Origin of the sequence: Pseudomonas granadensis, from assembly GCF_900105485.1 — a bacterium.
Classification (GTDB): Bacteria; Pseudomonadota; Gammaproteobacteria; order Pseudomonadales; family Pseudomonadaceae; genus Aquipseudomonas; species Aquipseudomonas granadensis.
In genome coordinates, this window is sequence record NZ_LT629778.1 from 4,305,049 (window position 1) to 4,330,723 (window position 25,675).

The following is a 25,675-nucleotide window of genomic DNA, read 5'->3' on the forward strand; positions in this document are numbered from 1 at the left end:
GCGGCTGGATAAGGCCTAACCTTGAGAGACACCCGCCCGTTTCGCTGGCAGAACCATGACCGAATTCGTCCTAACGCTGATCAGTGCCGCGCTGCTCAACAACTTCGTGTTGCATTGGCCGCTGGGCGTCGATCCGCTGTTGGCGGGCAGCCGGCGCCAGGTGCATGCGTTGGGACTGGCGACCTTGTGTCTGATGGTTGTCGTCGGCGTGCTCGGCTACGCGATCTGGCACTGGCTGCTGGCGCCGCTGCAACTGCAAGCCCTGCGCCTGTTCGTGTTTCTGCCGTTGAGCGTTTTGCTGATCGCGCCGTTGTTGAAATGCCTGGCGCGCGGGTTGCCGAACCTGCCCTTCGACGGGTTGTGGCCGCTGTTGCTGGGCAATGCGGGCGTACTTGGCCTGACATTGATCAATGCGCTAAACGACCAAGGTCTGCTTCACACAATGGCGCTGAGCCTGGGTGCCGGGTTGGGGTTCTGGTTGGTACTGAGCCTGTTCAGCGACTTGCGTGAACGCACGGCGGGTAACGATATCCCTCTGCCCTTTCGCGGCTTGCCGATTGATCTGCTCGGCGCCGGATTGATAGCAGTGATTTTTCTCGGATTCACTGGACTGATCAAAACATGAGTCTGATCCAACGCATCGATGCCCTCCTGCCGCAGACCCAGTGCGGCAAGTGCGGCCATCCCGGATGCAAGCCCTATGCGCAAGGCATCGCCGCCGGCGAGCCGATAAACAAGTGTCCGCCCGGTGGCGAGGAAACCATCGCCGCGCTGGCTGAACTGTTGAAAGTACCGGTGCTGGAACTGGACATCAGCCGCGGTTCGGCACCGGCCCAGGTGGCGTTCATTCGCGAGGCCGAGTGCATCGGCTGCACCAAATGCATTCAAGCTTGCCCGGTCGACGCGATTGTCGGCGCGGCGAAACTGATGCACACCGTCCTGACCGACGAATGCACCGGTTGCGACCTCTGCGTGGCGCCATGCCCGGTGGACTGCATTGAAATGCACCCGCTGCCACCCGAGACCTTACCGGTGGTGGGCGGACTGGCGCTGAGCCTCGACGAGCAACACGCACGCGCGGCCAAACGTGATCACGCACGGCAACGTTTCGAGCGGCGCAAAGAGCGCCTGCACCGCGAAGAGCAGGAGAAACAGGCTGAGCGTGAAGCGCGGGCGAAAAGGCCGGCGCAAGCGCAAGTGAGCACCACCGACCCGGTGCAAGCGGCACTCGAACGGGTGCGCATGCAAAAAGCGGCGAACGCGGACGCGGCCGTGAAGAAAGCCAAAGTCGATGTCGCGATGAGCCGCGCGCAACTGCACAAATCGCTGAAAGCCTTCGGCCATCCACCGACTTTCGAGCAGCAGGCGCAACTGATCGTCCTGCAACGCCAGTTCGAAGCGGCCGAAGCGGCGCTGGCGCAACTGGAAACAACCGCCGTACCCACAGCTCCAGCACCGCCGCCCGCCAAAGACGCCGACTTGAAGCGCGCCAAGATCCAGCTGGCGATGTGTCGCGCAGAATACGGCAAGCTCGAACGTAACGCCGACACCCCCGCCGAGATTCTTGAAGAGGCCCGCGCGCGACTGCAAGCCGCCGAGCGTCAGGTAAGCGAACATGCCGCCCTTTGAGGCAGCGGACGATCGCCTGCAACAGGCGATGAAAACCTTGCTGCTGGCCGCGATGCCAGGATTGCTGACGCTGTTGTGGTTTTACGGTTGGGGCGTGTTGATCAACCTGATGCTGGCGGTCGTCACTGCGCTGATTGTCGAAGCGGGCGTTGCGCAACTGCGTCGGCGGCCTCTGCAGCCAGCGCTGCGCGACGGCAGTGCGCTGGTCAGTGGGACCTTGCTGGCGGTGGCGCTGCCGGCCTATTGCCCCTGGTGGCTGACGGTGACGGCAACCGTCGGGGGCCTGCTGTTTGGCAAGCACGTGTACGGCGGCACGGGGGAAAATCCGTTCAATCCGGCGATGCTCGGTTTTGCGTTGGTGATGATCATGTTCCCGCGCGCGATGACGCAGTGGCCGGCGCACGCTCTGGATCTGGCAGCAACCCTGCAGCAGATATTTGGCTCAGGTCAGGCGCCAGACGCTTGGGCACAGGCGACCGCGCTGGACTCTCTGCGCGTCAACGCCAGCCTGACCATCGACGAACTGTTCGTCAGCCATCCGGCATTCGGGCATTTTGGTGGACGCGCTGCCGAGTGGGTGAATCTGGCCTTTTTGGCCGGTGGTGTGTTTTTGCTGCAACGTCGGGTGTTCAGCTGGCACGCTCCACTGGGCATGCTCGCCGGTCTGTTGGTGATCAGCCTGCTGTGCTGGAACGGCTCGGGGTCGGATTCACATGGCTCGCCGCTGTTTCATCTATTCAGCGGCGCGACCATGCTCGGCGCGTTCTTCATTGTCACTGAACCGGTATCCGGCGCGAAAACCGCGCTGGCGCGCCTGCTCTTCGGCGTTGGGGTCGGACTGCTGACATACGTGATTCGCACGTGGGGCGGCTACCCGGACGGGCTGGCGTTTGCGGTGTTGCTGATGAATCTCTGCGTGCCGGCACTGGAGCGATTCGCCGCGAATCGCCAGATCAAGGTGAACCCATGAAGCGCCGGGCCAGCACCGTGATCGTGCTGCTGGTGGCCATCAGCGGGATCACCGCGACTTACCTTGTACAGCGTGGGAGCGCGCCACAAATCGCCGCCGCGCAGCACTTGCTCGACAGCCGTAAATGGCTCGACATGCTGGCGCCGGAGAGCTACGACAACCAGCCGCTGCAACAACCACTGAGCTTGACCGACACTCGACTGGACCACAGCCAATTGAGCGCAGGCTATCGCGCGACCCTGAACGGCAAGCCCGTCGCAATACTGTTGCGCAGTCAGACTCAGGGCTATGTGGGCGCCATCGAATTGTTGATCGCCATCGAACCGAATGGCAGGTTGCTCGCGGTGAAAACGTTAGAACAGCACGAAACACCAGCGCTTGGCGGGCACCTGGCGAACCGACCGAATGCCTGGCTGCAGGCGTTTACCGGAAAGTCGAGCGATGCGCCGACGGCAGCAGGTTGGGCACTGAAGAAGGATGACGGACAATTCGATCAGATCGCCGGAGCCACCATCACTTCTCGCGCAGTCATCAATGCGGTGCATGACGCCCTGCGTTATTTTGATGACCATCGCGCCGCACTGCTGGGGAGCGGAACATGAAGCCGTCGCCGGGTCTGGCCCATTGCATGATGCTGCCGTTGCTGCTGGGCAGCAGTGGTTCACTGGTCAGCGCAATCGGCACGTTGTGGGTATTCAGCGTTGTCGTGGGCCTGTACGGTCTGTGCATCCGCGCGTTACGCCCGCGATTGACGGAAACAGGCCGATTACTGGTCAGCGTCTTGCTCGCCGCCACGCTCAGCAGTTGCACTGATGTGTTGGCGCAACGCTGGTTTCTGCCCTGGCAGCAAGCCTTCGGCTTGTATGCCAGCTTGATCGCCTTGCAATGCGTGGTGCTGGAATACAATGGCTTCTGGCGCCAGACACTGACTGAGCGCGGCAAACTCTGCGCTCTGTTCGGCGCATTGCTGTTGCTGCTGGGGACATTGCGCGAGGCCGTTGGGAGCGGCAGCCTTGGCCGTGGCCCTTTCGACAGCTGGCAAGGCATCGTCCTGTCCAGCGACGCAATACCACTGATCAGTCTGATCCCCGGCGCTTTTATTGTGTTGGCGCTGCTGCTGGCCGCGCGTCAGGCGCTGGTTCGCCCGAAATTGAATTCAAAGGAAATGCATCGCCCATGAATGCCGCAAAACGTCTGGAGATTTTCCGCCGTCTGCACGAAGACAATCCGGAGCCGAAAACCGAACTGGCGTATTCATCGCCATTCGAGCTGTTGATCGCGGTGATTTTATCGGCGCAGTCGACGGACGTGGGCGTCAACAAGGCCACGGCCAAGCTGTTTCCCGTGGCGAATACACCGGCCGCGATCCATGCCTTGGGCGTCGAAGGGTTGTCCGAATACATCAAGACCATTGGCCTCTACAACAGCAAGGCGAAAAACGTCATCGAAACCTGTCGTCTGTTGGTCGAACGCCACGGCGGCGAAGTGCCGCAAACCCGTGAAGAACTCGAAGCCTTGCCCGGCGTGGGCCGCAAAACCGCCAACGTGGTGCTCAATACCGCTTTTCGGCAACTGACCATGGCCGTCGATACGCATATCTTTCGGGTCAGCAACCGCACCGGCATCGCACCGGGCAAAAACGTGGTTGAAGTGGAAAAGAAACTGATGAAATTTGTACCAAAGGAATTCCTGCTCGATTCCCACCACTGGCTGATTTTGCACGGGCGTTATGTGTGTCTGGCGCGCAAACCGCGCTGCGGCAGTTGCCGGATAGAAGACCTGTGCGAGTACAAAGCGAAAACTTCGGACGATTGAGCGCTTATTGCCATTATTGATACGTCGATTGAAAAAATCTTTTTTACCCGCCTTCCGAATGTCGATATAAGGAGCGCCAAAGGCAATCTTGGCCGGGAGTTAACCTTATGAGTACCGACAAAGAGCAATTGGACGTAGAAGACGATTTTGTCGCCGTTGAGCCCGACGAGGTAGAGCCCGTCGTCGAAGTTGCAAAGACCAACCTGAGCAAGCGCCGCACCATCGATAACCTGCTTGAGGAGCGCCGACTGCAAAGGCAATTGGCTGATTACGATTTTGATCTTTGATACCTGAAAGCCTCCCGAACCGGAGGCTTTTCACTTTCTGCAACTCGCTGAAATCCGCCCCTGCCCATGACCCGTCAGTGCTCGGGATATTCAGACCAGGCCGTTTCGCTGCGCCAGCTCGATCAGGTCTACCAGCGAACGCGCATTGAGTTTCAATAACAAGCGCGTTTTGTAGGTACTCACGGTCTTGTTGCTCAAGAACATGCCGTCGGCAATTTCCTTGTTGGTCTTGCCTCGCGCCAACTGCTGCAACACCATCATTTCCCGACCGGACAGACGATCTACCATGTCCGCTTCGCTGGCATTGCCCAGACTGGTGCGCACGGTATGCAAGGCCTGATTGGGAAAATAGCTGTAGCCAGACAACACGGCCTTGATTGCGCTGAGCAATTCGGTGAGGTCCTGCTGTTTGCACACATAGCCAGCGGCCCCCGATTGCATGCAACGCATTGAAAAGTGCCCGGGCGCCTGCGACGTCAACACCAATACTTTTATGGGCATAGCGGTCGAGCTCAGGCGCGCGATAACTTCCAGGCCGTCAAGTTTCGGAATACCAATATCCAGAATGACAATATCCGGCATTTGCTCTCGAGCAAGTTGTAATGCATCCACACCGTTGTCCGTCTCTGCGATGACTTCGTAGCCATGACGCTCCATCAGCATACGCACCGCAAGACGAATGACAGGATGATCATCCACGATCAGCACTTTATTCATGGGCAAGTCCAGTTTCGCTGTTCGAATTTTTAGAGCACGCACAATATCCCACTCACTTGCTCCATGGCATGCCAGGGTTGACATGGACTTGCATCGAGAGACATGCCCTACAGCGATCGCGGATTATTCCTACAAAAAAACGATAACTTCCTAATCACCCATCACTTTTACTGTTTGGCCTACGAAGAAATTTCACCTTTACTTTTGTTACAGGGTACGTCGTACAGAACTGAGAGCAGGACCCATCGCGATCTGTTTCTGCGCTCAAACGACGATTCAAGCCGCAGAATCCGCGCCCTGAAACATATGCTTTAACGATTGGACATATGCAGAACCCACTGTTTCTCCGGCATACAAAACCCTCAAGAATATAAACACTTGAAACAAGATATTTGTACCCAACACAATATTTTTTCTATAAACATGAGCTCTTGAAAACCAACTAAAAACTCATCCAACACATAAAGAGCACACACATGATAAAACTCAAAAACAAGATCGCAAACCCAATGACGGTAATCGCCATATTCGCAGCCATCTCGGAAACATCCGCGGCGGTTTCCCTGCCATTTCTGGACAACGAAGACAGAGAGATATACGTGTGGTTCCTGATAAGCTTTCCTTTTTATTTACTGTTTCTTTTCTTTATCACTTTGAACTTCAATTATCGTTCCCTCTATTCACCTTCAGACTTTGATAAAGACAAGAGTTTTCTTAAAGTGATAGATAACAATGAACGCGACAACAAGCGCAGCGCATCATCCACGGAGCCCTGCGTTCAAGGTACATTCGGGCTATCCAGTTGTATCGTCTCAAGCGAGTCTGGCAGTGTAGAGCGCAAAGATTCGTGCAAAGTCCACAATGCGGCCGACCCGCCGACTGATAGCAATGCAAAATCCAGTCAGATCGTTCAGCACAACATACAACTGCCGGCGTTTGTCAGTCATTTGCATCTGATCGATGCACGGAATGTCGATGCAGCGAAGGAACTGGCGACGATTCTGAATAACATCCGCAACCTCGATCGCAAGACATCACGAGTGATCGTATTTCTTTCCAGTCACGTATCGGATGTTTTGCTTACCCAACATGCGCTGCTGCAAGCCAGGCAGATCAAGAAAGGCTCCGGCAAAACGCTCTGTATCGTCTATAACCTCTGCTCACACGCGGTGACGCGTCTGGGAAGAGTTTGAAAATGAGCCACTGCCACGCACCGGTGTTTGGAAATATGCTCAGTCGGAGCCATCACCCATTAATGCAAAAAGGGCGACCCTGTCTCGAAGACAAGGCCGCCCTTTTTGTTGTGCGTCCGCGTGTGATGCCTAGAACAGCTTGCGGCCCTTGTTGGCAGCAATGCGCATGCGCAGTGCGTTGAGCTTGATGAAGCCCGCCGCGTCGGCCTGGTTGTAAGCGCCACCGTCTTCTTCGAAGGTCGCGATGTTGGAATCGAACAGCGAATCGTCGGACTTGCGGCCAGTGACGATCACGTTGCCTTTGTACAACTTCAGGCGCACAACGCCGTTCACGTTGACCTGCGAAGCGTCAATCATCTGTTGCAGCATCAGACGCTCAGGGCTCCACCAGTAGCCGGTGTAGATCAGGCTGGCGTATTTCGGCATCAGCTCGTCTTTCAAGTGAGCAACTTCGCGGTCCAGCGTGATCGATTCGATGGCGCGGTGCGCGCGCAGCATGATGGTGCCGCCCGGGGTTTCGTAGCAGCCACGGGACTTCATGCCGACATAACGGTTTTCGACGATGTCGAGACGGCCGATACCGTGAGCGCCACCGATCTTGTTCAGTGTCGCCAGCACGGTGGCCGGAGTCATTTCAACGCCGTCCAGCGCAACGATGTCGCCGTTACGGTAGGTCAGTTCCAGGTATTGCGCTTTGTCAGGAGCGTTCTCCGGGGAGACCGTCCATTTCCACATGTCTTCTTCGTGCTCGGTCCAGGTATCTTCCAGCACACCGCCTTCGTAGGAAATGTGCAGCAGGTTGGCGTCCATCGAGTACGGCGATTTCTTTTTGCCGTGACGTTCGATCGGGATTGCGTGCTTCTCGGCGTAGTCCATCAGCTTCTCGCGCGACAGCAGGTCCCACTCGCGCCAAGGGGCAATCACTTTCACGCCAGGCTTGAGCGCGTAGGCACCCAGCTCGAAACGCACCTGATCGTTGCCCTTGCCGGTGGCGCCATGGGAAATGGCATCGGCGCCGGTTTCGTTGGCGATTTCGATCAGGCGCTTGGCGATCAGCGGACGTGCGATGGAAGTACCCAGCAGGTACTCGCCTTCGTAAACGGTGTTGGCGCGGAACATCGGAAAGACGAAATCACGCACGAACTCTTCGCGCAGGTCGTCGATGTAGATTTCTTTGACGCCCATGGCCTGGGCCTTGGCGCGGGCCGGCTCGACCTCTTCGCCTTGACCGAGATCGGCGGTGAAGGTCACCACTTCACAGTTATAAGTATCCTGCAGCCACTTGAGGATCACCGAAGTGTCCAGGCCGCCGGAATACGCCAGAACGACCTTGTTTACGTCCGCCATGCCATCACTCCACGGGGTTCTACGGAAAGCCGGGGAGTCTACCGCTCAAACGCGATAATTTACAGAGGCGCGACAGCTTAAGACGACAAAGCGACAGAATCTGTCGAGAGCGCGACGATGACCGGCGAGTCAGGAAGTCGTGGCAGCTGTGGCAGGCGTACTCGCTTGCGGCGCCGGGGCCGGGGCTGTCGTCGGTGCGACGCGCGCCAGTTTCACGTTGACGCGACGGTTCTTCGCACGGTTGGCTTTGTTGGTGTTCGGCACGATCGGATACTGCTCGCCGTGGAAACGCACAGTGATCTGCGACTCCTGAATGCCATTGGCCTTGAAGAAGTCGACCACCGCCAGCGCTCGGCGGCGCGACAGCTCACGATTGGTCAGGCGATTGCCGCTGTTGTCCGAGTGGCCGTCGAGTTCGATGTGGTTCACCGTCGGATCAGCCTTCATGTATTCGAGCATCACTTGCAGTTTGGCTTTGGCAGCCGGGTCGAGATCAACGCCCTCGCCGGGAAAGCCGATCTGTGATTGCTTGATCTGGTCGAAATTTTGCGGCAGCAGCTTCGCCACACAGGTCTGATAATCGTTGAATGCCTTGCTGAACTTGACCGGCAGCAGGCGCACTTCCGAGACCCGACCATCACCCGATGCGCGGCGCACGACCGGGCTGCGACCATCCAGCAGCCCGCTGATCAGCCCGCCAGCCTGCGACTGCGAACTGTTGAACAGGACATTGCCGCTGCCCAGCCGAACGCTGCCCAGATTGATGTCGCCACGCCCCGGCTGCCAGGGTGCAGCGGCCGCCAGCAAGGTCGCCGAACCGCCGCCGAGCATGGCGTTGTAGGCGTTGAGGCGGAAGATCGCCTGCTCGCCGGCCTTGCGCACAAACTCGCCCGAACCGAAATCGGTGATCGGTTGGGTCAGACGGCACTCGAACTTGTCGCCGGCGACCGTCCACTCAATGTTCTCCAGACGGGTCTGGTAGGTGAGCGCCATCGCAGGGAGGCTGGCAAACACACTGAGCAAGGCTAGATAACGCTGGCGCACGGGAGGCTCCATTGGCTTGTGAAACACAAACACCGATTCACACAATGTTTACGGCATACCTTCGGGATATCGGACGCTTGCTGCAAAACTTGATAGCGAGTGCCTGCAAGAGTCTTTTCCGGTAGCATTCGCCTCAGTTTGACCCGCCTGGAAGCCCCCCATGTCCGACCGCCTGACCCTGCTGCGTCCCGACGACTGGCATATTCATCTTCGCGATGGTGCCGTGTTGACCAATACCGTTGCCGATGTGGCTCGCACCTTCGGGCGCGCGATCATCATGCCCAACCTGGTGCCACCGGTGCGCAACGCCGCTGAGGCCGACGGCTATCGCCAGCGGATCCTCGCTGCCCGCCCGGCCGGCAGTCAGTTCGAGCCGCTGATGGTGCTGTACCTCACCGACCGCACCCAACCGGAAGAAATTCGTCAGGCCAAGGCCAGCGGTTTTGTGTACGCCGCCAAGCTGTACCCGGCCGGTGCGACCACCAACTCCGATTCCGGCGTGACCAGCATCGACAAGATTTTCCCGGCGCTGGAAGCCATGGCCGACGTCGGCATGCCGCTGCTGATCCACGGTGAAGTCACCCGTGGCGACGTCGATGTGTTCGACCGCGAGAAGATTTTCATCGATGAGCACATGCGCCGTGTCGTTGAGCGGTTCCCGACGCTGAAAGTGGTGTTCGAACACATCACCACCGGCGACGCCGTGCAGTTCGTCAACGAGGCCTCGGCCAACGTCGGCGCGACCATCACTGCGCATCACCTGCTGTACAACCGCAACCACATGCTGGTGGGCGGAATTCGACCCCACTTCTATTGCCTGCCGATTCTCAAGCGCAATACGCATCAGGAAGCCTTGCTCGATGCCGCCACCAGCGGCAGCGCGAAGTTCTTCCTCGGCACCGACTCGGCACCGCACGCCCAGCACGCCAAGGAAGCTGCCTGCGGCTGCGCCGGCTGCTACACCGCGTACGCCGCGATCGAGATGTACGCCGAAGCGTTCGAACAACGCAACGCGCTGGACAAGCTCGAAGCCTTCGCCAGCCTCAACGGCCCGCGCTTCTATGGCCTGCCGACGAACACCGATCGCATTACCCTGGTTCGTGAAGAATGGACCGCCCCGACCAGCCTGCCTTTCGGCGAGCTGACCGTTATCCCGCTGCGCGCCGGTGAAAAACTGCGCTGGCGCCTGCTGGAGGAACACGCGTGAGTGAAGAGCATTTCGACGACGAACTGGACGGTCAAAATGGCGGCGGCGGTTCCCGTCATCCGATGGCAGCACGATTTCGCGGCTACCTGCCGGTAGTCGTCGACGTAGAAACCGGTGGCTTCAACGCGGCCACCGATGCCTTGCTGGAGATTGCCGCGACCACCATCGCCATGGATGAAAAAGGGTTTGTGTACCCGGATCACACCTACTTCTTCCGCGTCGAGCCGTTCGAAGGCGCGAACGTCGAAGCAGCGGCGCTGGAGTTCACCGGGATCAAACTCGATCACCCGCTGCGCATGGCCGTCAGCGAAGAAACCGCGCTGACCGACATCTTCCGCGGCATCCGCAAGGCGCTGAAGGCCAACGGCTGCAAGCGGGCGATTCTGGTCGGGCATAACAGCAGCTTCGATCTGGGCTTTCTCAACGCAGCCGTTGCGCGTCTGGACATGAAGCGCAACCCGTTCCACCCGTTCTCCAGCTTCGACACCGCGACGCTGGCCGGTCTTGCCTACGGTCAAACCGTATTGGCCAAGGCCTGCCAGGCCGCCGGCATCGATTTTGATGGCCGCGAGGCGCACTCGGCGCGTTACGACACCGAGAAAACCGCTGAGCTGTTCTGCGGCATCGTCAACCGCTGGAAGCAGATGGGCGGCTGGGAAGATTTCGACGATTGATCCTCATCGAATAAAACCCGCGCATGAAAAAACCGGCCACTTGGGCCGGTTTTTTTGTACCTCGACGTTGCGCCTTACAGGGCAGCAGCGTTCTCGGTCAGGTAAGCCGCAACGCCTTCTGGCGAAGCGTTCATGCCTTTGTCGCCTTTCTTCCAATTGGCAGGGCAGACTTCGCCGTGCTCTTCGTGGAATTGCAGTGCGTCGACCAGACGGATCAGCTCTTCCATGTTACGGCCCAGCGGCAGGTCGTTGATGATCTGCGAGCGGACAACGCCCTTGTCGTCGATCAGGAACGCGCCACGGAACGCCACGCCGCCTTCGGATTCAACGTCGTAGGCCTTGGCGATGTCGTGCTTCATGTCGGCTGCCATGGTGTATTTCACCTGGCCGATGCCGCCATTGTTGACCGGGGTGTTGCGCCAGGCGTTGTGGGTGAAGTGCGAGTCGATCGACACAGCGATCACTTCCACGTTACGTGCCTTGAAATCGGCCATGCGGTTGTCCAGAGCGATCAGCTCGGACGGGCAGACGAAGGTGAAGTCCAGTGGGTAGAAGAACACCAGGCCGTATTTGCCTTTGATGGCCGAGGACAGGGTGAAGCTGTCAACGATCTCGCCATTGCCGAGTACGGCCGGGACGGTGAAGTCAGGGGCTTGTTTGCCTACGAGTACGCTCATTGATATCTCCTGGTGTAAAGACTTGAAGTTCAGGGTCCGGGCCAGCCTGCCACCCTCAGGCGACAGCCCTGTGACACGAACCCTCTTCGCAAGGGACGACCATCATACACTGCGTTTTTGGCCTGTCCTCAACGGATTTTCCATGTCGGCTGTCCGTTGAGCATTTATAAGGAGAGGCATGCAACGCTCAAACACCGTTCGTCAGTCATGAGCCAAATAACGCCAAAAGCTGCCGCAAAGCAGTTTGACAATCATTCTCGTTAACATTAAGATCCATCGCAATTGAGTCACAACCAGCGACGGTTCTTACTTATGTATGTTTGCCTCTGCACTGGCGTCACCGACGGACAGATCCGCGAAGCGATCTATGAAGGTTGCTGCAGCTACAAGGAAGTTCGCCAGGCGACCGGCGTCGCCAGCCAGTGCGGCAAATGTGCGTGCCTGGCCAAGGAAGTGGTTCGCGAAACCCTGACCAAGCTGCAAACCGCTCAGGCCTCGATTCCTTATCCTGCAGAATTTACTGCCGCCTGATCAGCCCAATTTCAAGGAACCGGACTTATGTCCGGCTTTTTTATGCCTGAAAATCAATCGCTTAGCGTCAAGACGCGGAACACAAACATTCTTATTCCGATTAATTTTCATATATTATTCAATAACTTAGGTTTGACACTTATAAGTGTGAAGCTCAAACTCCGCCTTATATACCGCGATTACAGGGCAGGACTCCGATCATGAAAGGCGACATTACCGTCATCCAGCATCTCAACAAGATCCTCGCCAATGAGCTGGTCGCGATCAATCAGTACTTCCTGCATGCGCGCATGTACGAAGATTGGGGTCTGAACAAGCTCGGCAAGCACGAATACAAAGAATCCATCGATGAGATGAAACACGCGGACAAACTGATCAAGCGCATCCTGTTCCTGGAAGGCCTGCCGAACGTACAGGACCTGGGCAAGCTGCACATCGGCGAGCACACCCGCGAAATGCTCGAGTGCGATCTGCGTATCGAGAAGACCGGCCACGCCGACCTGAAGGCTGCCATCGCCCATTGCGAAACCGTTGCCGACTTTGGTAGCCGTGAACTGCTCGAAGACATTCTCGAGTCCGAAGAAGAACACATCGACTGGCTGGAAACCCAGCTGGGCCTGATCGACAAGATCGGTCTGGAAAACTATCTGCAGTCGCAGATGGGCGAAGAGTAAGTCAGCGCCCGCTGAACGCCAGACACGAAAAAGCCCCGCCCTCTGTTGAGGTGCGGGGCTTTTTATTGCCTGGACTTCGGTCAGTGCCGAAGTCCCTGTGGGAGCGAGCCTGCTCGCGAAGGCGTCGTGTCAGCCAAAAGCTACGTCACTGACAGACCGCGTTCGCGAGCAGGCTCGCTCCTACACAAGCCTGCTTAGGCTTCGGACTTGTTCGCCGCAGCGGCTTCGACAGCCGACTTGATGGTGGTCTGCAGCGAACCGTCTTGCGCCATCTCGGTCATGATGTCGCTGCCGCCGATCAGCTCACCGCCGACCCACAGTTGCGGGAAAGTCGGCCAGTTGGCGTACTTCGGCAGGTTGGCGCGGATTTCCGGGTTCTGCAGGATGTCCACATACGCAAACTTTTCGCCACAGGCCATGACAGCCTGCGCAGCTTTTGCGGAGAAGCCGCACTGCGGGGCATTCGGCGAGCCTTTCATGTAAAGCAGAATGGTGTTGTTGGCAATCTGCTCTTTAATCGTTTCGATGATATCCATGGAGCACCTCGGCTGAACTTTCCGACTCATGGGTCGGCACGGTGGCGCATTGTAACGGAATCCCGAGCGCGCTGCTCGGTCTCCCCGACAGACACATGCTCAGGCCGCCACCACCGTCACCGGCACTCCATTGAGCGCCGCGTTGCCGGACAACTCGTCGAGCTGGCATTCATCGGTCAGGTCGTTGGCACTCGAGCCCGGCTGGCCGCTGGCAATTGCCATTTGCACACCCGGTCGCGCATGGCCCCAACCGTGCGGCAGGCTGACCACCCCTTGCATCATGTCGTCGCTGCCGAGCACCTCCACTTCGATCTGCCCGACCCGCGAACTGACGCGTACTCGCTGGCCGTCACTGAGGCCTCGACTGGCGAGATCGGCCGGATGCATCAACAACTGATGACGCGGCTTGCCTTTCACCAGACGATGGTAGTTGTGCATCCACGAATTGTTACTGCGCACATGGCGGCGGCCGATCATCAGCAGTTGATCGATGGCGGGCGCCTGCAATGCGGCGAAGCGTTGAAGATCGGCGAGTATTTCCGCAGGCGCGGCCTGTATGCGCTGATCAGGGGTTTTCAGGCGTGCAGCCAGATTCGGCTTCAGCGCGCCCAGGTCAATCCCGTGCGGATGATCGAACAGTGTTGCCAGCGACAGTTTGTGTTCGGACGCGTCGCCATAAAGGCCCATGCGCAGGCCCATGTCGATCATCTTCGACGGCGGCATGGTCGGTTTCAGTTCTTTGCCGGTCTGCGCCGCAAACGCCTTGGCGAGGCCGACGAAGATTTCCCAGTCATGCAGCGCACCTTCAGGTTTGGCGAGGATTGCGCGATTGAAGCGACTGACATTGCGCACCGCAAACAGATTGAACGTGGTGTCGTAGTGATCGTTTTCCAGTGCCGAGGTCGACGGCAGGATCAGATCGGCGTAGCGCGTGGTTTCGTTGATGTACAGGTCAATGCTGAGCATGAACTCCAGCCCGTCCAGCGCCTGCTCCAGTTGCCGCCCGTTCGGCGTCGACAGCACTGGATTGCCAGCCACGGTGATCAATGCGCGGATCTGCCCTTCGCCTTCGGTGAGCATTTCTTCGGCCAGCGCTGACACCGGCAACTCGCCACCGTATTCGGGACGGCCCGAGACGCGACTTTGCCATTTGTTGAAATGCCCGCCCGAGGTCGAGGCCACCAGATCGACAGCGGGCTCTGTGCACAACGCACCGCCGGCCCGGTCGAGGTTGCCGGTGACCAGATTGATCAACTGCACGAGCCAATGACACAGCGTGCCGAACGCCTGGGTCGAAACGCCCATGCGTCCGTAGCACACCGCACTTGGCGCAGCGGCGAAATCGCGCGCCAGTTGGCGGATCTGCTCGGCCGGAACGGCGCACAACGGGCTCATCGCCTGCGCCGTAAACGTCGCCACCGCAGCGCGCACTTCGTCGAGGCCATCGACTGGCAGATGACTGTCGCGAGTCAAACCCTCGCTGAACAGGGTATTCAGCACGCCAGACAACAGCGCAGCATCGCCGCCCGGACGCACGAACAGATGCTGATCCGCCATCGCCGCCGTTTCGCTGCGACGCGGATCGACCACCACCACTTTGCCGCCGCGCGCCTGAATCGCTTTGAGGCGCTTCTCGACATCCGGCACGGTCATGATGCTGCCATTGGACGCCAGCGGATTACCGCCGAGGATCAACATGAAATCGGTGTGATCGATGTCCGGAATCGGCAGCAGCAAGCCGTGGCCGTACATCAGGTAACTGCTGAGGTGATGGGGCAACTGGTCAACCGACGTCGCCGAGTAGCGATTACGGGTTTTCAGCAAGCCGAGAAAGTAGTTGCTGTGGGTCATCAGCCCATAATTGTGTACGCTCGGGTTGCCCTGATAGACCGCCACGGCGTTTTGCCCATGACGCTCCTGAATCGCCGCCAGCTTCGATGCCACCAACGCAAACGCTTCATCCCAGCCGATCGGCAGCCACTCGCTACCCACCCGCCGCATCGGTTGGCGCAGGCGATCCGGGTCATTCTGGATATCTTGCAGCGCCACCGCTTTAGGGCAGATGTGGCCGCGACTGAAGGTATCGAGGGCATCGCCCTTGATCGAAGTGATTGCGACATGGCCATCGGTTTCAGTGGTCTCGATGGTCAGGCCACAGATGGCCTCACACAGGTGGCAGGCACGGTGATGGAGAGTCTTGGTCATGGCCAGTCTCTGTCTTGTTCGGGGCGGGCGATTGCGCCCGCGGGAACAAAACTATGGCCCCGCCAACACCATGGCGCCAGCGACGTTCGTCTTGTGAATCGGGGCTTATCAGGCGAGCCGATACCGCTGCAGCCGTCAGTTCGACGGCAACTGGGGTGGCGGCGCCAGCTGAATTTCCTGAATGGTTTCGATCTGCTCGTGAGCGACGTGCACGCCGGTCAGTTCGCCAATCAGGCGCCAATGCTCGTCGAGCCCGGCGCTGATAGTGGCCATGCGGTCAATCATATGCCGACCGGCCGTCTTTACCACTTCGTCTTCACTGCGCAGCAGTTCGAACGACATCGAGGTGACCGACGCGGTAAGGTGGGTCAAGGAGCGAGCCGTGTGGCCCAGCAGTTCCATTAACAATTGTTCTTTCGATTCCATGCGGAGGCTTCCTGCGTCGCTCGAATGTTATTTATAACCCAGCACTTTGCTTTAGCAAATGTTTCAGCCCGGACATCCGACCAAGAGAATCCGCCGCGACCCCGCCTCAAACCGACCAAAGCCACGCCGTGTGCGGCGCGGCGCATTGCCAAGCGCGGCGGGGCCAGTGTACAAAGAGGCTCGCTGCCGCCCTGAAGCCGGCTTCAAATGCGCGATTGCAATTGGCGGCGCGCCCTTCGATTCCCTTGTAAACCGTAGCCTATTGGCGTAACGCGACATTTAATGTCAATATCGCGCCTTCCCCTATTCCGTCGCCCCGTGCGGCTTACGCCGCAGGTCTCGCCCGTTGTTCCGATAAACAAGGCTTTGAGCATCTGCGGTTGGTAGCAAAAAGGTAGTCAATGATGAGCGCAAGGCACTTTCTCTCCCTGATGGATTGCACGCCCGAAGAGCTGGTCAGCGTGATCCGTCGAGGCGTTGAGCTCAAGGACCTGCGTAAGCGCGGCGTACTGTTCGAGCCTCTGAAAAACCGCGTGCTGGGGATGATTTTCGAAAAGTCCTCGACCCGCACCCGCATCTCTTTCGAGGCCGGGATGATCCAGCTCGGTGGTCAGGCGATCTTCCTGTCGCCGCGTGACACCCAACTGGGCCGTGGCGAGCCGATCGGCGACTGTGCCATCGTCATGTCGAGCATGCTCGATGCGGTGATGATCCGCACCTTCGCCCACAGCACCCTGACCGAATTCGCCGCCAACTCGCGCGTGCCGGTGATCAACGGCCTGTCCGACGACCTGCACCCGTGCCAGTTGCTGGCCGACATGCAAACCTTCCTCGAACACCGCGGCTCGATTCAGGGCAAGACCGTGGCGTGGATTGGCGATGGCAACAACATGTGCAACAGCTATATAGAAGCGGCGATCCAGTTCGACTTCCAGTTGCGCGTTGCCTGCCCGCATGGCTATGAGCCGAACCCCGAGTTCGTCGCCCGTGCCGGTGACCGCGTGACCATCGTCCGTGATCCGCAGGATGCCGTGCGTGGCGCGCATCTGGTGAGCACCGATGTCTGGACTTCGATGGGTCAGGAGGAGGAAACTGCCAAGCGCCTCAAGCTGTTCGCGCCGTTTCAGGTCAACCGTGCCCTGCTCGACCTCGCCGCCGAGGACGTGCTGTTCATGCATTGCCTGCCGGCGCATCGCGGCGAAGAAATCAGTCTCGACCTGCTTGACGACCCGCGCTCCGTTGCCTGGGATCAGGCAGAAAACCGTCTCCACGCACAGAAGGCCCTGCTCGAGTTCCTCGTCGAACCGGCATATCACCACGCATGAGTCATGAATTACTGCTGAACCTGCGCAACCTCGCTTGCGGCTATCAAGATCAACGTGTGGTGCAGAATCTCAATCTGCACCTCAACGCCGGCGACATCGGTTGCCTGCTTGGCTCGTCGGGCTGCGGCAAGACCACCACATTGCGCGCCATCGCCGGTTTCGAGCCGGTGCATGAAGGCGAAATCACCCTGGGTGGCGAAACCTTGTCCAGCGCCGGGTTCACCCTGGCGCCGGAGAAACGCCGAATCGGCATGGTGTTCCAGGATTACGCGCTGTTTCCGCACCTGAGCGTGGCCGACAACATCGCCTTCGGCATTCGCAAGCACCCGAACAAGGAGCGCGTCACCGAAGAGCTGCTGGAACTGGTCAACCTGAAGAACCTCGGCAAGCGTTTCCCGCACGAATTGTCCGGCGGTCAGCAACAGCGTGTCGCCCTCGCCCGCGCCCTGGCGCCAGAGCCGCAATTGCTGCTGCTCGATGAGCCGTTTTCCAACCTTGATGGCGAACTGCGGCGCAAGCTCAGCCATGAGGTGCGCGATATTCTCAAGGCACGTGGCACCAGCGCGATTCTGGTGACCCACGATCAGGAAGAAGCCTTCGCCGTCAGCGATCACGTCGGCGTGTTCAAGGAGGGTCGGCTGGAACAATGGGACACGCCGTACAACCTCTACCACGAGCCGGCGACACCTTATGTGGCCAGTTTCATCGGTCAGGGTTATTTCATTCGCGGGCAACTCGCCAGTCCGGAGTCGGTGCAGACCGAACTCGGTGAACTGCGCGGCAACCGTGCTTACACCTGGCCGATAGGCGGTGCGGTGGATGTATTGCTGCGTCCGGACGACATCGTCTATGCGCCGGACAGCGCACTGAAAGCGCGAATTGTCGGCAAGACCTTCCTCGGTGCTTCGACGCTGTATCGCTTGCAGCTACCGACCGGTGCGCAGCTGGAGTCGATTTCCCCCAGCCATGCGGACCATCAGGTCGGTGCCGATGTGGGTATCCGCGTAGTGGCCGAGCATCTGGTGCTGTTTCAGGCATCGGGCAGCACGGCGGCGCAGATTCCGGCAGCGGAAAACGGCGTTCGCCGGCACAGCACAGCCCTCTGATTTGATTCGCTCCCTGTAGGAGTGAGCCTGCTCGCGATAGCGGTATGTCAGCAAAAATTGCTTTGGCTGATAGACCGCTATCGCGAGCAGGCTCACTCCTACAATGGACTGGGTTTAGTTGAGGAGCAATGTTCCGCTCGCCACCAACGTCGCATTGCCGCCGATCTTCACCCGCTCACCTTCCAGTCGACAGAACAACTCCCCGCCTCGCGCCGAGCGCTGGCAGGCGGTCAGGCTCGATTTGCCCAGTCGTTTCGACCAATACGGAATCAGGCTGCAGTGGGTCGATCCGGTGACCGGATCTTCATTGATGCCAATCGCCGGGGCGAAATAACGTGAGACGAAATCATGCTGGTTGCCGCGCGCGGTAACGATTGCGCCCAGCCACGGCAGCTTCGCCAGCGCCGCCATGTCCGGCGCGCAATCAAGCACCGCCTGCTCCGACTCCAGTACCACAAACAGTTCGTTGGAGCCGAGCACATCAACCGCTTCGACACCCAACGCGCGCTGCACATCCAGTGTCACGCCGATCTCTGTCGGCACAATCGTCGGGAAATCCAGCCACAACCGATCGCCCTCACGGCTGACACTCAGCGGCCCGGATTTACAGATGAAGTCGATACGCTCGGCGGTTTCGCCGTAGATCTCGAACAGCACATAAGCGCTGGCCAGTGTCGCGTGCCCACACAGCGGCACTTCGGTGGTCGGGGTGAACCAGCGGATATGCCAGGCCTGGCCTTCGCGCACCAGGAACGCGGTTTCCGCCAGATTGTGCTCGGCGGCGATCTTCTGCATCAACTCCTCGGCGAGCCACGCATCGAGCCGATAGACCATGGCCGGATTGCCACTGAATGGCCGGTCACTGAACGCGTCGACCTGATGAAACGCAAGCTGCATAACCTTCTCCTTAAGTCAGTCGGCACAGCATGCTACTGCGCGGCGGGCGGTGCCAGTGACAGAACCCGCGATATTCTTTCATACAGTGCCGAGGCCGTTCAGGGTCGGCCGATGTCAGCGAATTTCGCCTGAGTGTGTTCGGCAAGCACTGCCGGCGCCAACTCGACTTCCAGTCCTCGGCGCCCGGCGCTGACATAAATGGTGGCGAAGCCTTGCGCCGAGTTATCGATGAACGTGCGCAGGCGCTTCTTCTGTCCCAGCGGACTGATGCCGCCCAACAGATAACCGGTGGAGCGCTGCGCCGCTGCCGGGTCAGCCATTTCGACTTTCTTCACCCCTGCAGCGTGCGCCAGACCTTTGAGATCAAGGCTTCCGACGACCGGCACTACCGCCACCAGCAATTCGCCTTTTTCGCTCGCCGCCAGCAGCGTCTTGAACACCTGCGCCGGCTCAAGCGCCAGCTTCTCTGCAGCTTCGAGCCCGTACGAAGCGGCTTTGGGGTCATGTTCGTAACTGTGCACGCGATGTTCGGCACGAACTTTTTTTAACAAGTCCAACGCAGGGGTCATGGCAGCTCCGGGCTCGGCAGTGACGGAAAAAACCTGCGCCGGATTCTAGGCGATCGCGGTGCAAAAGGCTCTAGTGCACGCCACGATTCCCGGGACCTGCGGCGATTCCAGGCCAACCAGACGGCACCTTCGACGAGGGATCATTCACGCTACGAATAGTTTTATTGTGACTGACAGTTCACTTTCGACCTTTGACAGGTTTGTTTCTTGTCTATATTTTTTCGAAACTGAATAATGTAAGAATTATCGATATTGCAGTACCCGGGGACGGAATGGGGATTCCTGACCGGCGGATATCGCGCCTTGCCCTGTTGGCAACGCGCCAGACAACAACAAAAACCGAGGTATTCAATGACCACTGCTTTACCGCAACCATCGCTTTGGGGCCAATGCCTGGCCGAATTTCTCGGCACCGCCCTGCTGATATTTTTTGGCACCGGTTGTGTTGCCGCGCTCAAAGTCGCGGGCGCCAGCTTCGGCCTGTGGGAAATCAGCATCATCTGGGGCGTCGGCGTGAGCATGGCGATCTACCTGACAGCCGGGGTTTCCGGCGCGCATTTGAACCCGGCCGTGAGCATCGCTCTGGCGGTTTTCGCCGATTTCGAAAAGCGCAAACTGCCGTTCTACATTCTTTCGCAGATCGCCGGCGCCTTCTGTGGCGCGCTGCTGGTCTACACGCTGTACAGCAATCTGTTCTTCGATTACGAACAAACTCACCAGATGGTTCGCGGTTCGGCCGCCAGCCTTGAGCTGGCATCGGTGTTCTCGACGTTCCCGAATCCGGCGCTGTCGACCGCTCAGGCGTTTCTGGTCGAGATGATCATCACCGCGATCCTGATGGGCGTGATCATGGCCCTGACCGACGACAACAACGGCCTGCCGCGCGGCCCGATGGCGCCTCTGCTGATCGGCTTGCTGATCGCCGTGATCGGTAGCTCGATGGGCCCGCTGACCGGTTTTGCAATGAACCCGGCGCGCGATTTCGGTCCGAAACTGATGACTTTCTTCACCGGCTGGGGTGAAATTTCCTTCACTGGCGGCCGTGACACTCCGTACTTCCTGATTCCGATTTTTGCACCGATTGTCGGTGCCTGCCTCGGCGCTGCAGGGTACCGCGGGCTCATCGCCCGCCACCTGACCGGCGCCACACCTGCTACAAAGGATGCAGAACCGGCCATTGACGGCAAACCCAGAACGTCCTGAAACAGTCGGCGCCGGCTCCTGCCCCGTCCGAGCCTGCGCCACGGCCCACTCTCCCTTATTTCGTCCAAGGCAATCGACATGACCGACATTCAGAACAAGAACTACATCATTGCCCTCGATCAGGGTACGACCAGCTCGCGCGCGATCATCTTCGACCGCGATGCGAACGTGGTTTGCACCGCGCAGCGCGAGTTCGTCCAGCACTACCCGCAGGCCGGTTGGGTCGAGCATGATCCGATGGAAATCTTCGCCACCCAGAGTGCGGTGATGGTCGAAGCGCTGGCCCAGGCGGGCCTGCATCACGATCAGGTGGCCGCCATCGGCATCACCAACCAGCGTGAAACCACTGTTGTGTGGGACAAGACCACCGGCCGCCCGGTGTACAACGCCATTGTCTGGCAGTGCCGCCGCAGTACCGAAATCTGTCAGCAACTCAAGCGTGATGGTCACGAAGACTACATCCGCGACACCACCGGTCTGGTCACCGACCCGTACTTCTCCGGCACCAAGCTGAAGTGGATTCTCGACAACGTCGAAGGCAGCCGCGAGCGTGCGCGCAACGGCGAGCTGCTGTTCGGTACCGTCGATAGCTGGCTGATCTGGAAATTCACCGGCGGCAAGGTACATGTCACCGACTACACCAACGCCTCACGCACCATGCTCTTCAACATCCATTCGCTGGAATGGGATTCGAAGATGCTGGAAATTCTCGACATCCCGCGCGAAATGCTCCCGGAAGTCAAAGCCTCGTCGGAAATCTACGGTCGCACCAAGAGCGGTATCGCCATCGGCGGCATCGCCGGCGACCAACAAGCGGCACTGTTCGGTCAGATGTGCGTCGAGCCAGGCCAGGCGAAAAACACCTACGGCACCGGCTGCTTCCTGCTGATGAACACCGGCGACAAAGCGGTGAAATCGCAGCACGGCATGCTCACCACCATCGCTTGCGGCCCACGCGGTGAAGTGGCTTACGCACTGGAAGGCGCGGTGTTCAACGGCGGCTCGACCGTGCAGTGGCTGCGTGACGAACTGAAAATCGTCAACGACGCCCACGACACCGAATACTTCGCCAACAAGGTCAAGGACAGCAACGGCGTCTATCTGGTGCCGGCCTTCACCGGTCTCGGCGCACCATACTGGGACCCGTATGCCCGCGGCGCACTGTTCGGCCTGACCCGCGGCGTGCGTGTGGATCACATCATCCGCGCCGCGCTGGAATCGATCGCCTACCAGACCCGCGACGTGCTCGACGCCATGCAACAGGACTCCGGCGAACGCCTCAAGGCGTTGCGTGTGGACGGCGGCGCGGTGGCGAACAACTTCCTCATGCAGTTCCAGGCCGACATCCTCGGCACCCAGGTCGAGCGCCCGCAAATGCGCGAAACCACCGCCCTCGGCGCGGCGTATCTGGCGGGTCTGGCGTGCGGTTTCTGGGGCAGCCTGGACGAACTGCGCGGCAAAGCGGTGATCGAGCGCGAGTTCGAACCGAGCCTGGACGAAGCGGCGAAAGAGAAACTGTACAAAGGCTGGAAAAAAGCCGTCAGCCGCACCCGTGACTGGGCGCGCGAGGACGCTGAATAAGCCGGGCTTGCGTACAGAAATGGCCCAAACAGCGTGAAAGCGTAGCGAGCGAAGGCAAGACAAGGCAAAACAGGCGAGGACCGGCTGGGGTCGCACTCGACTTTACGGGTTTGTAAATGAGCAGTCCGAGCCTGTTTTTAACGCAGGATTGCTTGCGTAACGCCGAAGGCGCCCAGCACGAAGTAGCTTTCACGCTGTTTGGAAACTGGTAGGGAGCGGATTCCTGCGTCATCATGGGCAAATTTTGCTTGGCAGCCCAAAGGAAGCCCCATGAATCTGCCTCCCCGTCAGCAGCAAATCCTCGAGCTGGTCCGCGAACGCGGCTATGTCAGCATCGAGGAAATGGCCACGCTGTTCGTTGTTACCCCGCAAACCATTCGCCGCGATATCAATCAGCTCGCGGAAGCCAATCTATTGCGTCGCTATCATGGCGGCGCGGCTTATGATTCCAGCGTCGAAAACACCGCCTATGCGATGCGCGCCGATCAGATGCGCGATGAAAAACAACGCATCGGCGAAGCCATCGCCGCGCAGATCCCCGATCACGCCTCGTTGTTCATCAACATCGGCACCACCACCGAATCGATTGCCCGCGCCCTGCTCAATCACAGTCATTTGAAAATCATCACCAACAACCTCAACGTCGCGTCGATGCTCAGCGCCAAGGATGATTTCGACGTGCTGTTGACCGGCGGCAATGTGCGGCGCGACGGCGGAGTGGTCGGTCAGGCAAGCGTGGATTTCATCAATCAGTTCAAGGTCGATTTCGCCCTGGTCGGGATCAGCGGCATTGACGAGGACGGTAGCCTGCTCGACTTCGATTATCAGGAAGTCCGGGTATCGCAGGCGATCATTGCCAATGCACGGCAGGTGATTCTGGCGGCAGACTCGAGCAAGTTTGGGCGCAATGCGATGATCCGGCTGGGGCCGATCAGCCTGATCGATTGCCTGGTGACCGATCAGCAACCGGTGCCGGCATTGGCGCAGCTGCTGAGTCAGCACAAGATTCGCCTGGAAGTCGTTTAACCTCTCGTTCCCACGCTCTGCGTGGGAACGATCTGCATCACCTCTTCTGCGCCTTCTCGCGCATCTCATGTTCGATAATTTTCCTTTCCCCGCCCTTCGATGAGTTTTTTCAATCGAAGGCGACTGGCTGTGCGCGTGTTTATGGGCTACCATTTTCGCAAATGAACATTAATGTTCGATTTCAAATATAGAAAATCAAAAAGCCTGAGGCCAGCCAATGTCCACCTCTACCTTGCGAACGCCCCCTGTCTCCGAAATCTACGATATCGCCGTCATTGGTGGCGGGATCAATGGCGTCGGGATCGCTGCGGATGCCGCCGGTCGCGGGCTCTCGGTGTTCCTTTGCGAAAAGGACGACCTGGCCAGCCACACCTCGTCGGCGAGCAGCAAGCTGATCCACGGTGGCTTGCGCTATCTCGAACATTACGAGTTCCGTCTGGTGCGTGAAGCACTGGCCGAGCGCGAAGTGCTGCTGGCCAAGGCGCCGCACATTGTCAAACCGATGCGCTTCGTGCTGCCGCACCGCCCGCACCTGCGCCCGGCGTGGATGATCCGTGCTGGCCTGTTTCTGTATGACAACCTCGGCAAGCGCGAAAAACTGCCAGGCTCGAAAAGCCTGAAGTTCGGCGCCGACAGCGCGCTGAAAAGCGAGATCAAGAAAGGCTTCGAGTATTCCGATTGCTGGGTCGACGACGCCCGCCTCGTAGTGCTTAACGCTATGGCCGCCCGAGAAAAAGGCGCCCACGTGCACACCCAGACCCGTTGCGTCAGCGCGCGCCGGGCCAAAGGCTTGTGGCATCTGCACCTGGAACGCGCTGACGGCAGCCTGTTTTCGATCACGGCCAAAGCGCTGGTCAACGCTGCCGGCCCGTGGGTCGCCAAGTTCATCCGCGACGATCTGAAGATGGAGTCGCCGTACGGCATCCGTCTGATTCAGGGCAGCCACATCATCGTGCCGAAGCTGTACGAAGGCGAGCATGCGCATATTCTGCAAAACGAAGATCAGCGCATCGTTTTCACTATTCCGTACCTGAACCACCTCACCCTGATCGGCACCACCGACCGCGAATACACCGGCGACCCGGCGAAAGTGGCAATCACCGAAGCTGAAACCGACTATCTGCTGAAAGTGGTCAACGAACACTTCAAGAAGCAGCTCAGCCGCGACGACATCCAGCACAGCTACTCGGGCGTACGTCCGTTGTGCAACGACGAATCGGATAACCCATCGGCCGTGACCCGCGACTACACGCTGGCGCTGTCCGGCAACGCGCAGGAAGCACCGTTGCTGTCGGTGTTCGGCGGCAAGCTGACCACCTACCGCAAACTCGCCGAGTCGGCGATGGCGCAACTGATGCCGTTCTTTACCCAGATGCGCCCTGGCTGGACCGCCACGGCGACCCTGCCCGGCGGCGAAGACATGACCACCCCGCAGGCACTCAGCGCACTGATCCGTGACCAGTTCGACTTCGTCCCGACGGAAATCGCCCGTCGCTGGTCGGTGACCTACGGCAGCCGCACCTGGCGCATGCTCGAAGGCGTAGAAAGCCTGGCCGACATGGGCGAACACATCGGCGGCGGTCTCTACACCCGCGAAATCGATTATCTGTGCAGCGAAGAGTGGGCGACCACGGCGCACGACATTCTGTGGCGTCGCACCAAGCTGGGATTGTTCACTACAGCGGACGAGCAGCAGAAGCTGGCGACGTATCTGGGCAAGGTTGAGCAGAACCGCAAGATCGAAGCGGCGTGATGTGAGCAACGCTTGAACGAAAGCCCCTGAATCGCGAGATTCAGGGGCTTTTGTTTTGTGGGCCTTGCAGAAACCGATGGGGTCAGGCAGATCTTTTCCCCCTCACCCCAGCCCTCCCGAAACGTCGGACCGCCCCCAAGGGGTAGAGGGGGAAGGGAGCCGATCGGGGGCTTCTTCAAATCCTGAGTTCGGCTCGGCATCCCAAGTCGGCGTAGATAGCCCAAACAACGCGGTCAATCCCCTCTCCCTCCGGGAGAGGGCCAGGGTGAGGGGCTTCTCTCTG

At 59.1% G+C, this 25,675-nt stretch carries 27 protein-coding genes; 18 read left to right on the top strand and 9 right to left on the bottom strand.

Translation table 11 applies throughout. The annotated features are described in order from the left end of the window. Positions 1–55: 55 nt before the first annotated feature. From BLU52_RS19020 to BLU52_RS19050, 7 genes are all read left to right on the top strand, one after another. Positions 56–625, top strand: coding sequence for an Rnf-Nqr domain containing protein (locus BLU52_RS19020; RefSeq protein ID WP_090285836.1), 570 nt, complete (start codon positions 56–58; stop codon positions 623–625). Continuing rightward, positions 622–1,629 carry an electron transport complex subunit RsxB gene (gene rsxB, locus BLU52_RS19025; RefSeq protein ID WP_090285839.1) on the top strand — a complete coding sequence of 336 codons (1,008 nt, stop codon included), beginning with the start codon at positions 622–624 and terminating at the stop codon, positions 1,627–1,629. The genes BLU52_RS19020 and rsxB overlap by 4 nt, the downstream gene beginning before the upstream one ends. Next, positions 1,616–2,599 carry an RnfABCDGE type electron transport complex subunit D gene (locus BLU52_RS19030; RefSeq protein WP_090285841.1) on the top strand — a complete coding sequence of 328 codons (984 nt, stop codon included), beginning with the start codon at positions 1,616–1,618 and terminating at the stop codon, positions 2,597–2,599. Before rsxB ends, BLU52_RS19030 begins: the two co-directional genes overlap by 14 nt. Next, a complete protein-coding gene (locus BLU52_RS19035; RefSeq protein WP_090285843.1) occupies positions 2,596–3,201 on the top strand; it encodes an RnfABCDGE type electron transport complex subunit G in 606 nt (201 codons plus the stop codon). Before BLU52_RS19030 ends, BLU52_RS19035 begins: the two co-directional genes overlap by 4 nt. Then, positions 3,198–3,779: an Rnf-Nqr domain containing protein gene (locus tag BLU52_RS19040; RefSeq protein ID WP_090285845.1), complete on the top strand. Its 582-nt coding sequence runs from the start codon at positions 3,198–3,200 to the stop codon at positions 3,777–3,779. The genes BLU52_RS19035 and BLU52_RS19040 overlap by 4 nt, the downstream gene beginning before the upstream one ends. Continuing rightward, a complete protein-coding gene (gene nth / locus BLU52_RS19045; RefSeq protein WP_090285847.1) occupies positions 3,776–4,414 on the top strand; it encodes an endonuclease III in 639 nt (212 codons plus the stop codon). The genes BLU52_RS19040 and nth overlap by 4 nt, the downstream gene beginning before the upstream one ends. Positions 4,415–4,521: 107 nt before the next feature. Beyond that, positions 4,522–4,701, top strand: coding sequence for a PA3496 family putative envelope integrity protein (locus tag BLU52_RS19050; protein ID WP_090285849.1), 180 nt, complete (start codon positions 4,522–4,524; stop codon positions 4,699–4,701). Positions 4,702–4,791: 90 nt separating this feature from the next. Here the strand turns inward: BLU52_RS19050 and BLU52_RS19055 are convergent, their stop codons facing one another. Further along, positions 4,792–5,418, bottom strand: coding sequence for a response regulator transcription factor (locus BLU52_RS19055; RefSeq protein WP_090285851.1), 627 nt, complete (start codon positions 5,416–5,418; stop codon positions 4,792–4,794). Positions 5,419–5,894: 476 nt separating this feature from the next. On the opposite strand from BLU52_RS19055, the gene BLU52_RS19060 reads away from it, so the two are divergent. Next, positions 5,895–6,611 (top strand): hypothetical protein, encoded by a 717-nt coding sequence (locus tag BLU52_RS19060; protein ID WP_090285854.1) that lies wholly within the window; start codon positions 5,895–5,897, stop codon positions 6,609–6,611. A gap of 129 nt (positions 6,612–6,740) precedes the next feature. Here BLU52_RS19060 and BLU52_RS19065 read toward each other — a convergent pair whose 3' ends face one another. Both BLU52_RS19065 and BLU52_RS19070 read right to left on the bottom strand, forming a co-directional pair. Further along, complete coding sequence (locus tag BLU52_RS19065; protein WP_007916658.1) at positions 6,741–7,958, bottom strand: argininosuccinate synthase; 1,218 nt, start codon at positions 7,956–7,958, stop codon at positions 6,741–6,743. A gap of 129 nt (positions 7,959–8,087) precedes the next feature. After that, positions 8,088–9,002 carry a flagellar protein MotY gene (locus BLU52_RS19070; protein ID WP_090285856.1) on the bottom strand — a complete coding sequence of 305 codons (915 nt, stop codon included), beginning with the start codon at positions 9,000–9,002 and terminating at the stop codon, positions 8,088–8,090. A 160-nt stretch (positions 9,003–9,162) separates the two neighbouring features. Between BLU52_RS19070 and pyrC the strand changes: the two genes are divergently transcribed. Both pyrC and rnt read left to right on the top strand, forming a co-directional pair. After that, complete coding sequence (pyrC, locus tag BLU52_RS19075; RefSeq protein ID WP_090285858.1) at positions 9,163–10,209, top strand: dihydroorotase; 1,047 nt, start codon at positions 9,163–9,165, stop codon at positions 10,207–10,209. Continuing rightward, the gene (rnt, locus tag BLU52_RS19080; protein ID WP_090285860.1) at positions 10,206–10,883 is read left to right on the top strand and encodes a ribonuclease T; all 678 of its coding nucleotides are present in this window, start codon (positions 10,206–10,208) and stop codon (positions 10,881–10,883) included. Before pyrC ends, rnt begins: the two co-directional genes overlap by 4 nt. 74 nt (positions 10,884–10,957) lie before the next feature. Here rnt and BLU52_RS19085 read toward each other — a convergent pair whose 3' ends face one another. Next, on the bottom strand, positions 10,958–11,560 hold the full coding sequence (locus BLU52_RS19085) for a peroxiredoxin (protein WP_003227723.1): 603 nt from the start codon (positions 11,558–11,560) through the stop codon (positions 10,958–10,960). A gap of 312 nt (positions 11,561–11,872) precedes the next feature. Here BLU52_RS19085 and BLU52_RS19090 point away from each other — a divergent pair, with 312 nt between their 5' ends. Together BLU52_RS19090 and bfr are read left to right on the top strand one after the other, a co-directional pair. Then, the gene (locus BLU52_RS19090; protein ID WP_090285863.1) at positions 11,873–12,091 is read left to right on the top strand and encodes a bacterioferritin-associated ferredoxin; all 219 of its coding nucleotides are present in this window, start codon (positions 11,873–11,875) and stop codon (positions 12,089–12,091) included. 200 nt (positions 12,092–12,291) lie between these two features. Next, entirely contained in the window at positions 12,292–12,765 is a 474-nt protein-coding gene (gene bfr, locus BLU52_RS19095; RefSeq protein WP_039758367.1) for a bacterioferritin, read from the top strand. Positions 12,766–12,959: 194 nt separating this feature from the next. On the opposite strand, the gene grxD is transcribed toward bfr, so the two are convergent. The 3 genes from grxD to BLU52_RS19110 form a co-directional block, all read right to left on the bottom strand. Continuing rightward, positions 12,960–13,301 (bottom strand): Grx4 family monothiol glutaredoxin, encoded by a 342-nt coding sequence (gene grxD, locus BLU52_RS19100; RefSeq protein WP_090285867.1) that lies wholly within the window; start codon positions 13,299–13,301, stop codon positions 12,960–12,962. Positions 13,302–13,400: 99 nt separating this feature from the next. Continuing rightward, positions 13,401–15,506 carry a molybdopterin oxidoreductase family protein gene (locus tag BLU52_RS19105; RefSeq protein WP_090285870.1) on the bottom strand — a complete coding sequence of 702 codons (2,106 nt, stop codon included), beginning with the start codon at positions 15,504–15,506 and terminating at the stop codon, positions 13,401–13,403. A gap of 135 nt (positions 15,507–15,641) precedes the next feature. Next, positions 15,642–15,932, bottom strand: coding sequence for a hypothetical protein (locus BLU52_RS19110; RefSeq protein WP_090285872.1), 291 nt, complete (start codon positions 15,930–15,932; stop codon positions 15,642–15,644). A gap of 404 nt (positions 15,933–16,336) precedes the next feature. Between BLU52_RS19110 and argF the strand changes: the two genes are divergently transcribed. Further along, positions 16,337–17,257: an ornithine carbamoyltransferase gene (gene argF / locus BLU52_RS19115; RefSeq protein ID WP_090285875.1), complete on the top strand. Its 921-nt coding sequence runs from the start codon at positions 16,337–16,339 to the stop codon at positions 17,255–17,257. Further along, positions 17,254–18,363, top strand: a complete 1,110-nt coding sequence (locus tag BLU52_RS19120) for an ABC transporter ATP-binding protein (protein ID WP_090285878.1) — start codon at positions 17,254–17,256, stop codon at positions 18,361–18,363. The genes argF and BLU52_RS19120 overlap by 4 nt, the downstream gene beginning before the upstream one ends. A gap of 114 nt (positions 18,364–18,477) precedes the next feature. On the opposite strand, the gene BLU52_RS19125 is transcribed toward BLU52_RS19120, so the two are convergent. Together BLU52_RS19125 and ybaK are read right to left on the bottom strand one after the other, a co-directional pair. Next, positions 18,478–19,260 carry a PhzF family phenazine biosynthesis protein gene (locus tag BLU52_RS19125; RefSeq protein ID WP_090285880.1) on the bottom strand — a complete coding sequence of 261 codons (783 nt, stop codon included), beginning with the start codon at positions 19,258–19,260 and terminating at the stop codon, positions 18,478–18,480. A 98-nt stretch (positions 19,261–19,358) separates the two neighbouring features. Continuing rightward, complete coding sequence (gene ybaK / locus BLU52_RS19130) at positions 19,359–19,829, bottom strand: Cys-tRNA(Pro) deacylase (RefSeq protein WP_090285884.1); 471 nt, start codon at positions 19,827–19,829, stop codon at positions 19,359–19,361. A gap of 351 nt (positions 19,830–20,180) precedes the next feature. Between ybaK and BLU52_RS19135 the strand changes: the two genes are divergently transcribed. The 4 genes from BLU52_RS19135 to glpD all read left to right on the top strand — a co-directional run bounded on the left by BLU52_RS19135 (position 20,181) and on the right by glpD (position 25,392). Next, on the top strand, positions 20,181–21,032 hold the full coding sequence (locus BLU52_RS19135) for an MIP/aquaporin family protein (RefSeq protein ID WP_090285885.1): 852 nt from the start codon (positions 20,181–20,183) through the stop codon (positions 21,030–21,032). A 78-nt stretch (positions 21,033–21,110) separates the two neighbouring features. Next, positions 21,111–22,613, top strand: coding sequence for a glycerol kinase GlpK (glpK, locus tag BLU52_RS19140; protein ID WP_090285887.1), 1,503 nt, complete (start codon positions 21,111–21,113; stop codon positions 22,611–22,613). 270 nt (positions 22,614–22,883) lie between these two features. Continuing rightward, entirely contained in the window at positions 22,884–23,639 is a 756-nt protein-coding gene (locus tag BLU52_RS19145) for a DeoR/GlpR family transcriptional regulator (RefSeq protein WP_007963957.1), read from the top strand. 217 nt (positions 23,640–23,856) lie between these two features. Continuing rightward, positions 23,857–25,392: a glycerol-3-phosphate dehydrogenase gene (gene glpD / locus BLU52_RS19150; protein ID WP_090285889.1), complete on the top strand. Its 1,536-nt coding sequence runs from the start codon at positions 23,857–23,859 to the stop codon at positions 25,390–25,392. The last annotated feature ends 283 nt before the right edge of the window (positions 25,393–25,675 follow it).

Coding starts and splice junctions, on each gene's coding strand:
- bfr (WP_039758367.1), top strand. CDS start 12,292: ATGAAAGGCGACATTACCGTCATCCAGCATCTCAACAAGATCCTCGCC.
- BLU52_RS19090 (WP_090285863.1), top strand. CDS start 11,873: ATGTATGTTTGCCTCTGCACTGGCGTCACCGACGGACAGATCCGCGAA.
- BLU52_RS19055 (WP_090285851.1), bottom strand. CDS start 5,418: ATGAATAAAGTGCTGATCGTGGATGATCATCCTGTCATTCGTCTTGCG.
- pyrC (WP_090285858.1), top strand. CDS start 9,163: ATGTCCGACCGCCTGACCCTGCTGCGTCCCGACGACTGGCATATTCAT.
- BLU52_RS19145 (WP_007963957.1), top strand. CDS start 22,884: ATGAATCTGCCTCCCCGTCAGCAGCAAATCCTCGAGCTGGTCCGCGAA.
- BLU52_RS19120 (WP_090285878.1), top strand. CDS start 17,254: ATGAGTCATGAATTACTGCTGAACCTGCGCAACCTCGCTTGCGGCTAT.
- BLU52_RS19125 (WP_090285880.1), bottom strand. CDS start 19,260: ATGCAGCTTGCGTTTCATCAGGTCGACGCGTTCAGTGACCGGCCATTC.
- BLU52_RS19050 (WP_090285849.1), top strand. CDS start 4,522: ATGAGTACCGACAAAGAGCAATTGGACGTAGAAGACGATTTTGTCGCC.
- glpD (WP_090285889.1), top strand. CDS start 23,857: ATGTCCACCTCTACCTTGCGAACGCCCCCTGTCTCCGAAATCTACGAT.
- nth (WP_090285847.1), top strand. CDS start 3,776: ATGAATGCCGCAAAACGTCTGGAGATTTTCCGCCGTCTGCACGAAGAC.
- BLU52_RS19040 (WP_090285845.1), top strand. CDS start 3,198: ATGAAGCCGTCGCCGGGTCTGGCCCATTGCATGATGCTGCCGTTGCTG.
- BLU52_RS19135 (WP_090285885.1), top strand. CDS start 20,181: ATGACCACTGCTTTACCGCAACCATCGCTTTGGGGCCAATGCCTGGCC.
- BLU52_RS19030 (WP_090285841.1), top strand. CDS start 1,616: ATGCCGCCCTTTGAGGCAGCGGACGATCGCCTGCAACAGGCGATGAAA.
- argF (WP_090285875.1), top strand. CDS start 16,337: ATGAGCGCAAGGCACTTTCTCTCCCTGATGGATTGCACGCCCGAAGAG.
- glpK (WP_090285887.1), top strand. CDS start 21,111: ATGACCGACATTCAGAACAAGAACTACATCATTGCCCTCGATCAGGGT.
- BLU52_RS19020 (WP_090285836.1), top strand. CDS start 56: ATGACCGAATTCGTCCTAACGCTGATCAGTGCCGCGCTGCTCAACAAC.
- ybaK (WP_090285884.1), bottom strand. CDS start 19,829: ATGACCCCTGCGTTGGACTTGTTAAAAAAAGTTCGTGCCGAACATCGC.
- BLU52_RS19065 (WP_007916658.1), bottom strand. CDS start 7,958: ATGGCGGACGTAAACAAGGTCGTTCTGGCGTATTCCGGCGGCCTGGAC.
- BLU52_RS19060 (WP_090285854.1), top strand. CDS start 5,895: ATGATAAAACTCAAAAACAAGATCGCAAACCCAATGACGGTAATCGCC.
- BLU52_RS19085 (WP_003227723.1), bottom strand. CDS start 11,560: ATGAGCGTACTCGTAGGCAAACAAGCCCCTGACTTCACCGTCCCGGCC.
- grxD (WP_090285867.1), bottom strand. CDS start 13,301: ATGGATATCATCGAAACGATTAAAGAGCAGATTGCCAACAACACCATT.
- BLU52_RS19105 (WP_090285870.1), bottom strand. CDS start 15,506: ATGACCAAGACTCTCCATCACCGTGCCTGCCACCTGTGTGAGGCCATC.
- BLU52_RS19110 (WP_090285872.1), bottom strand. CDS start 15,932: ATGGAATCGAAAGAACAATTGTTAATGGAACTGCTGGGCCACACGGCT.
- rsxB (WP_090285839.1), top strand. CDS start 622: ATGAGTCTGATCCAACGCATCGATGCCCTCCTGCCGCAGACCCAGTGC.
- BLU52_RS19035 (WP_090285843.1), top strand. CDS start 2,596: ATGAAGCGCCGGGCCAGCACCGTGATCGTGCTGCTGGTGGCCATCAGC.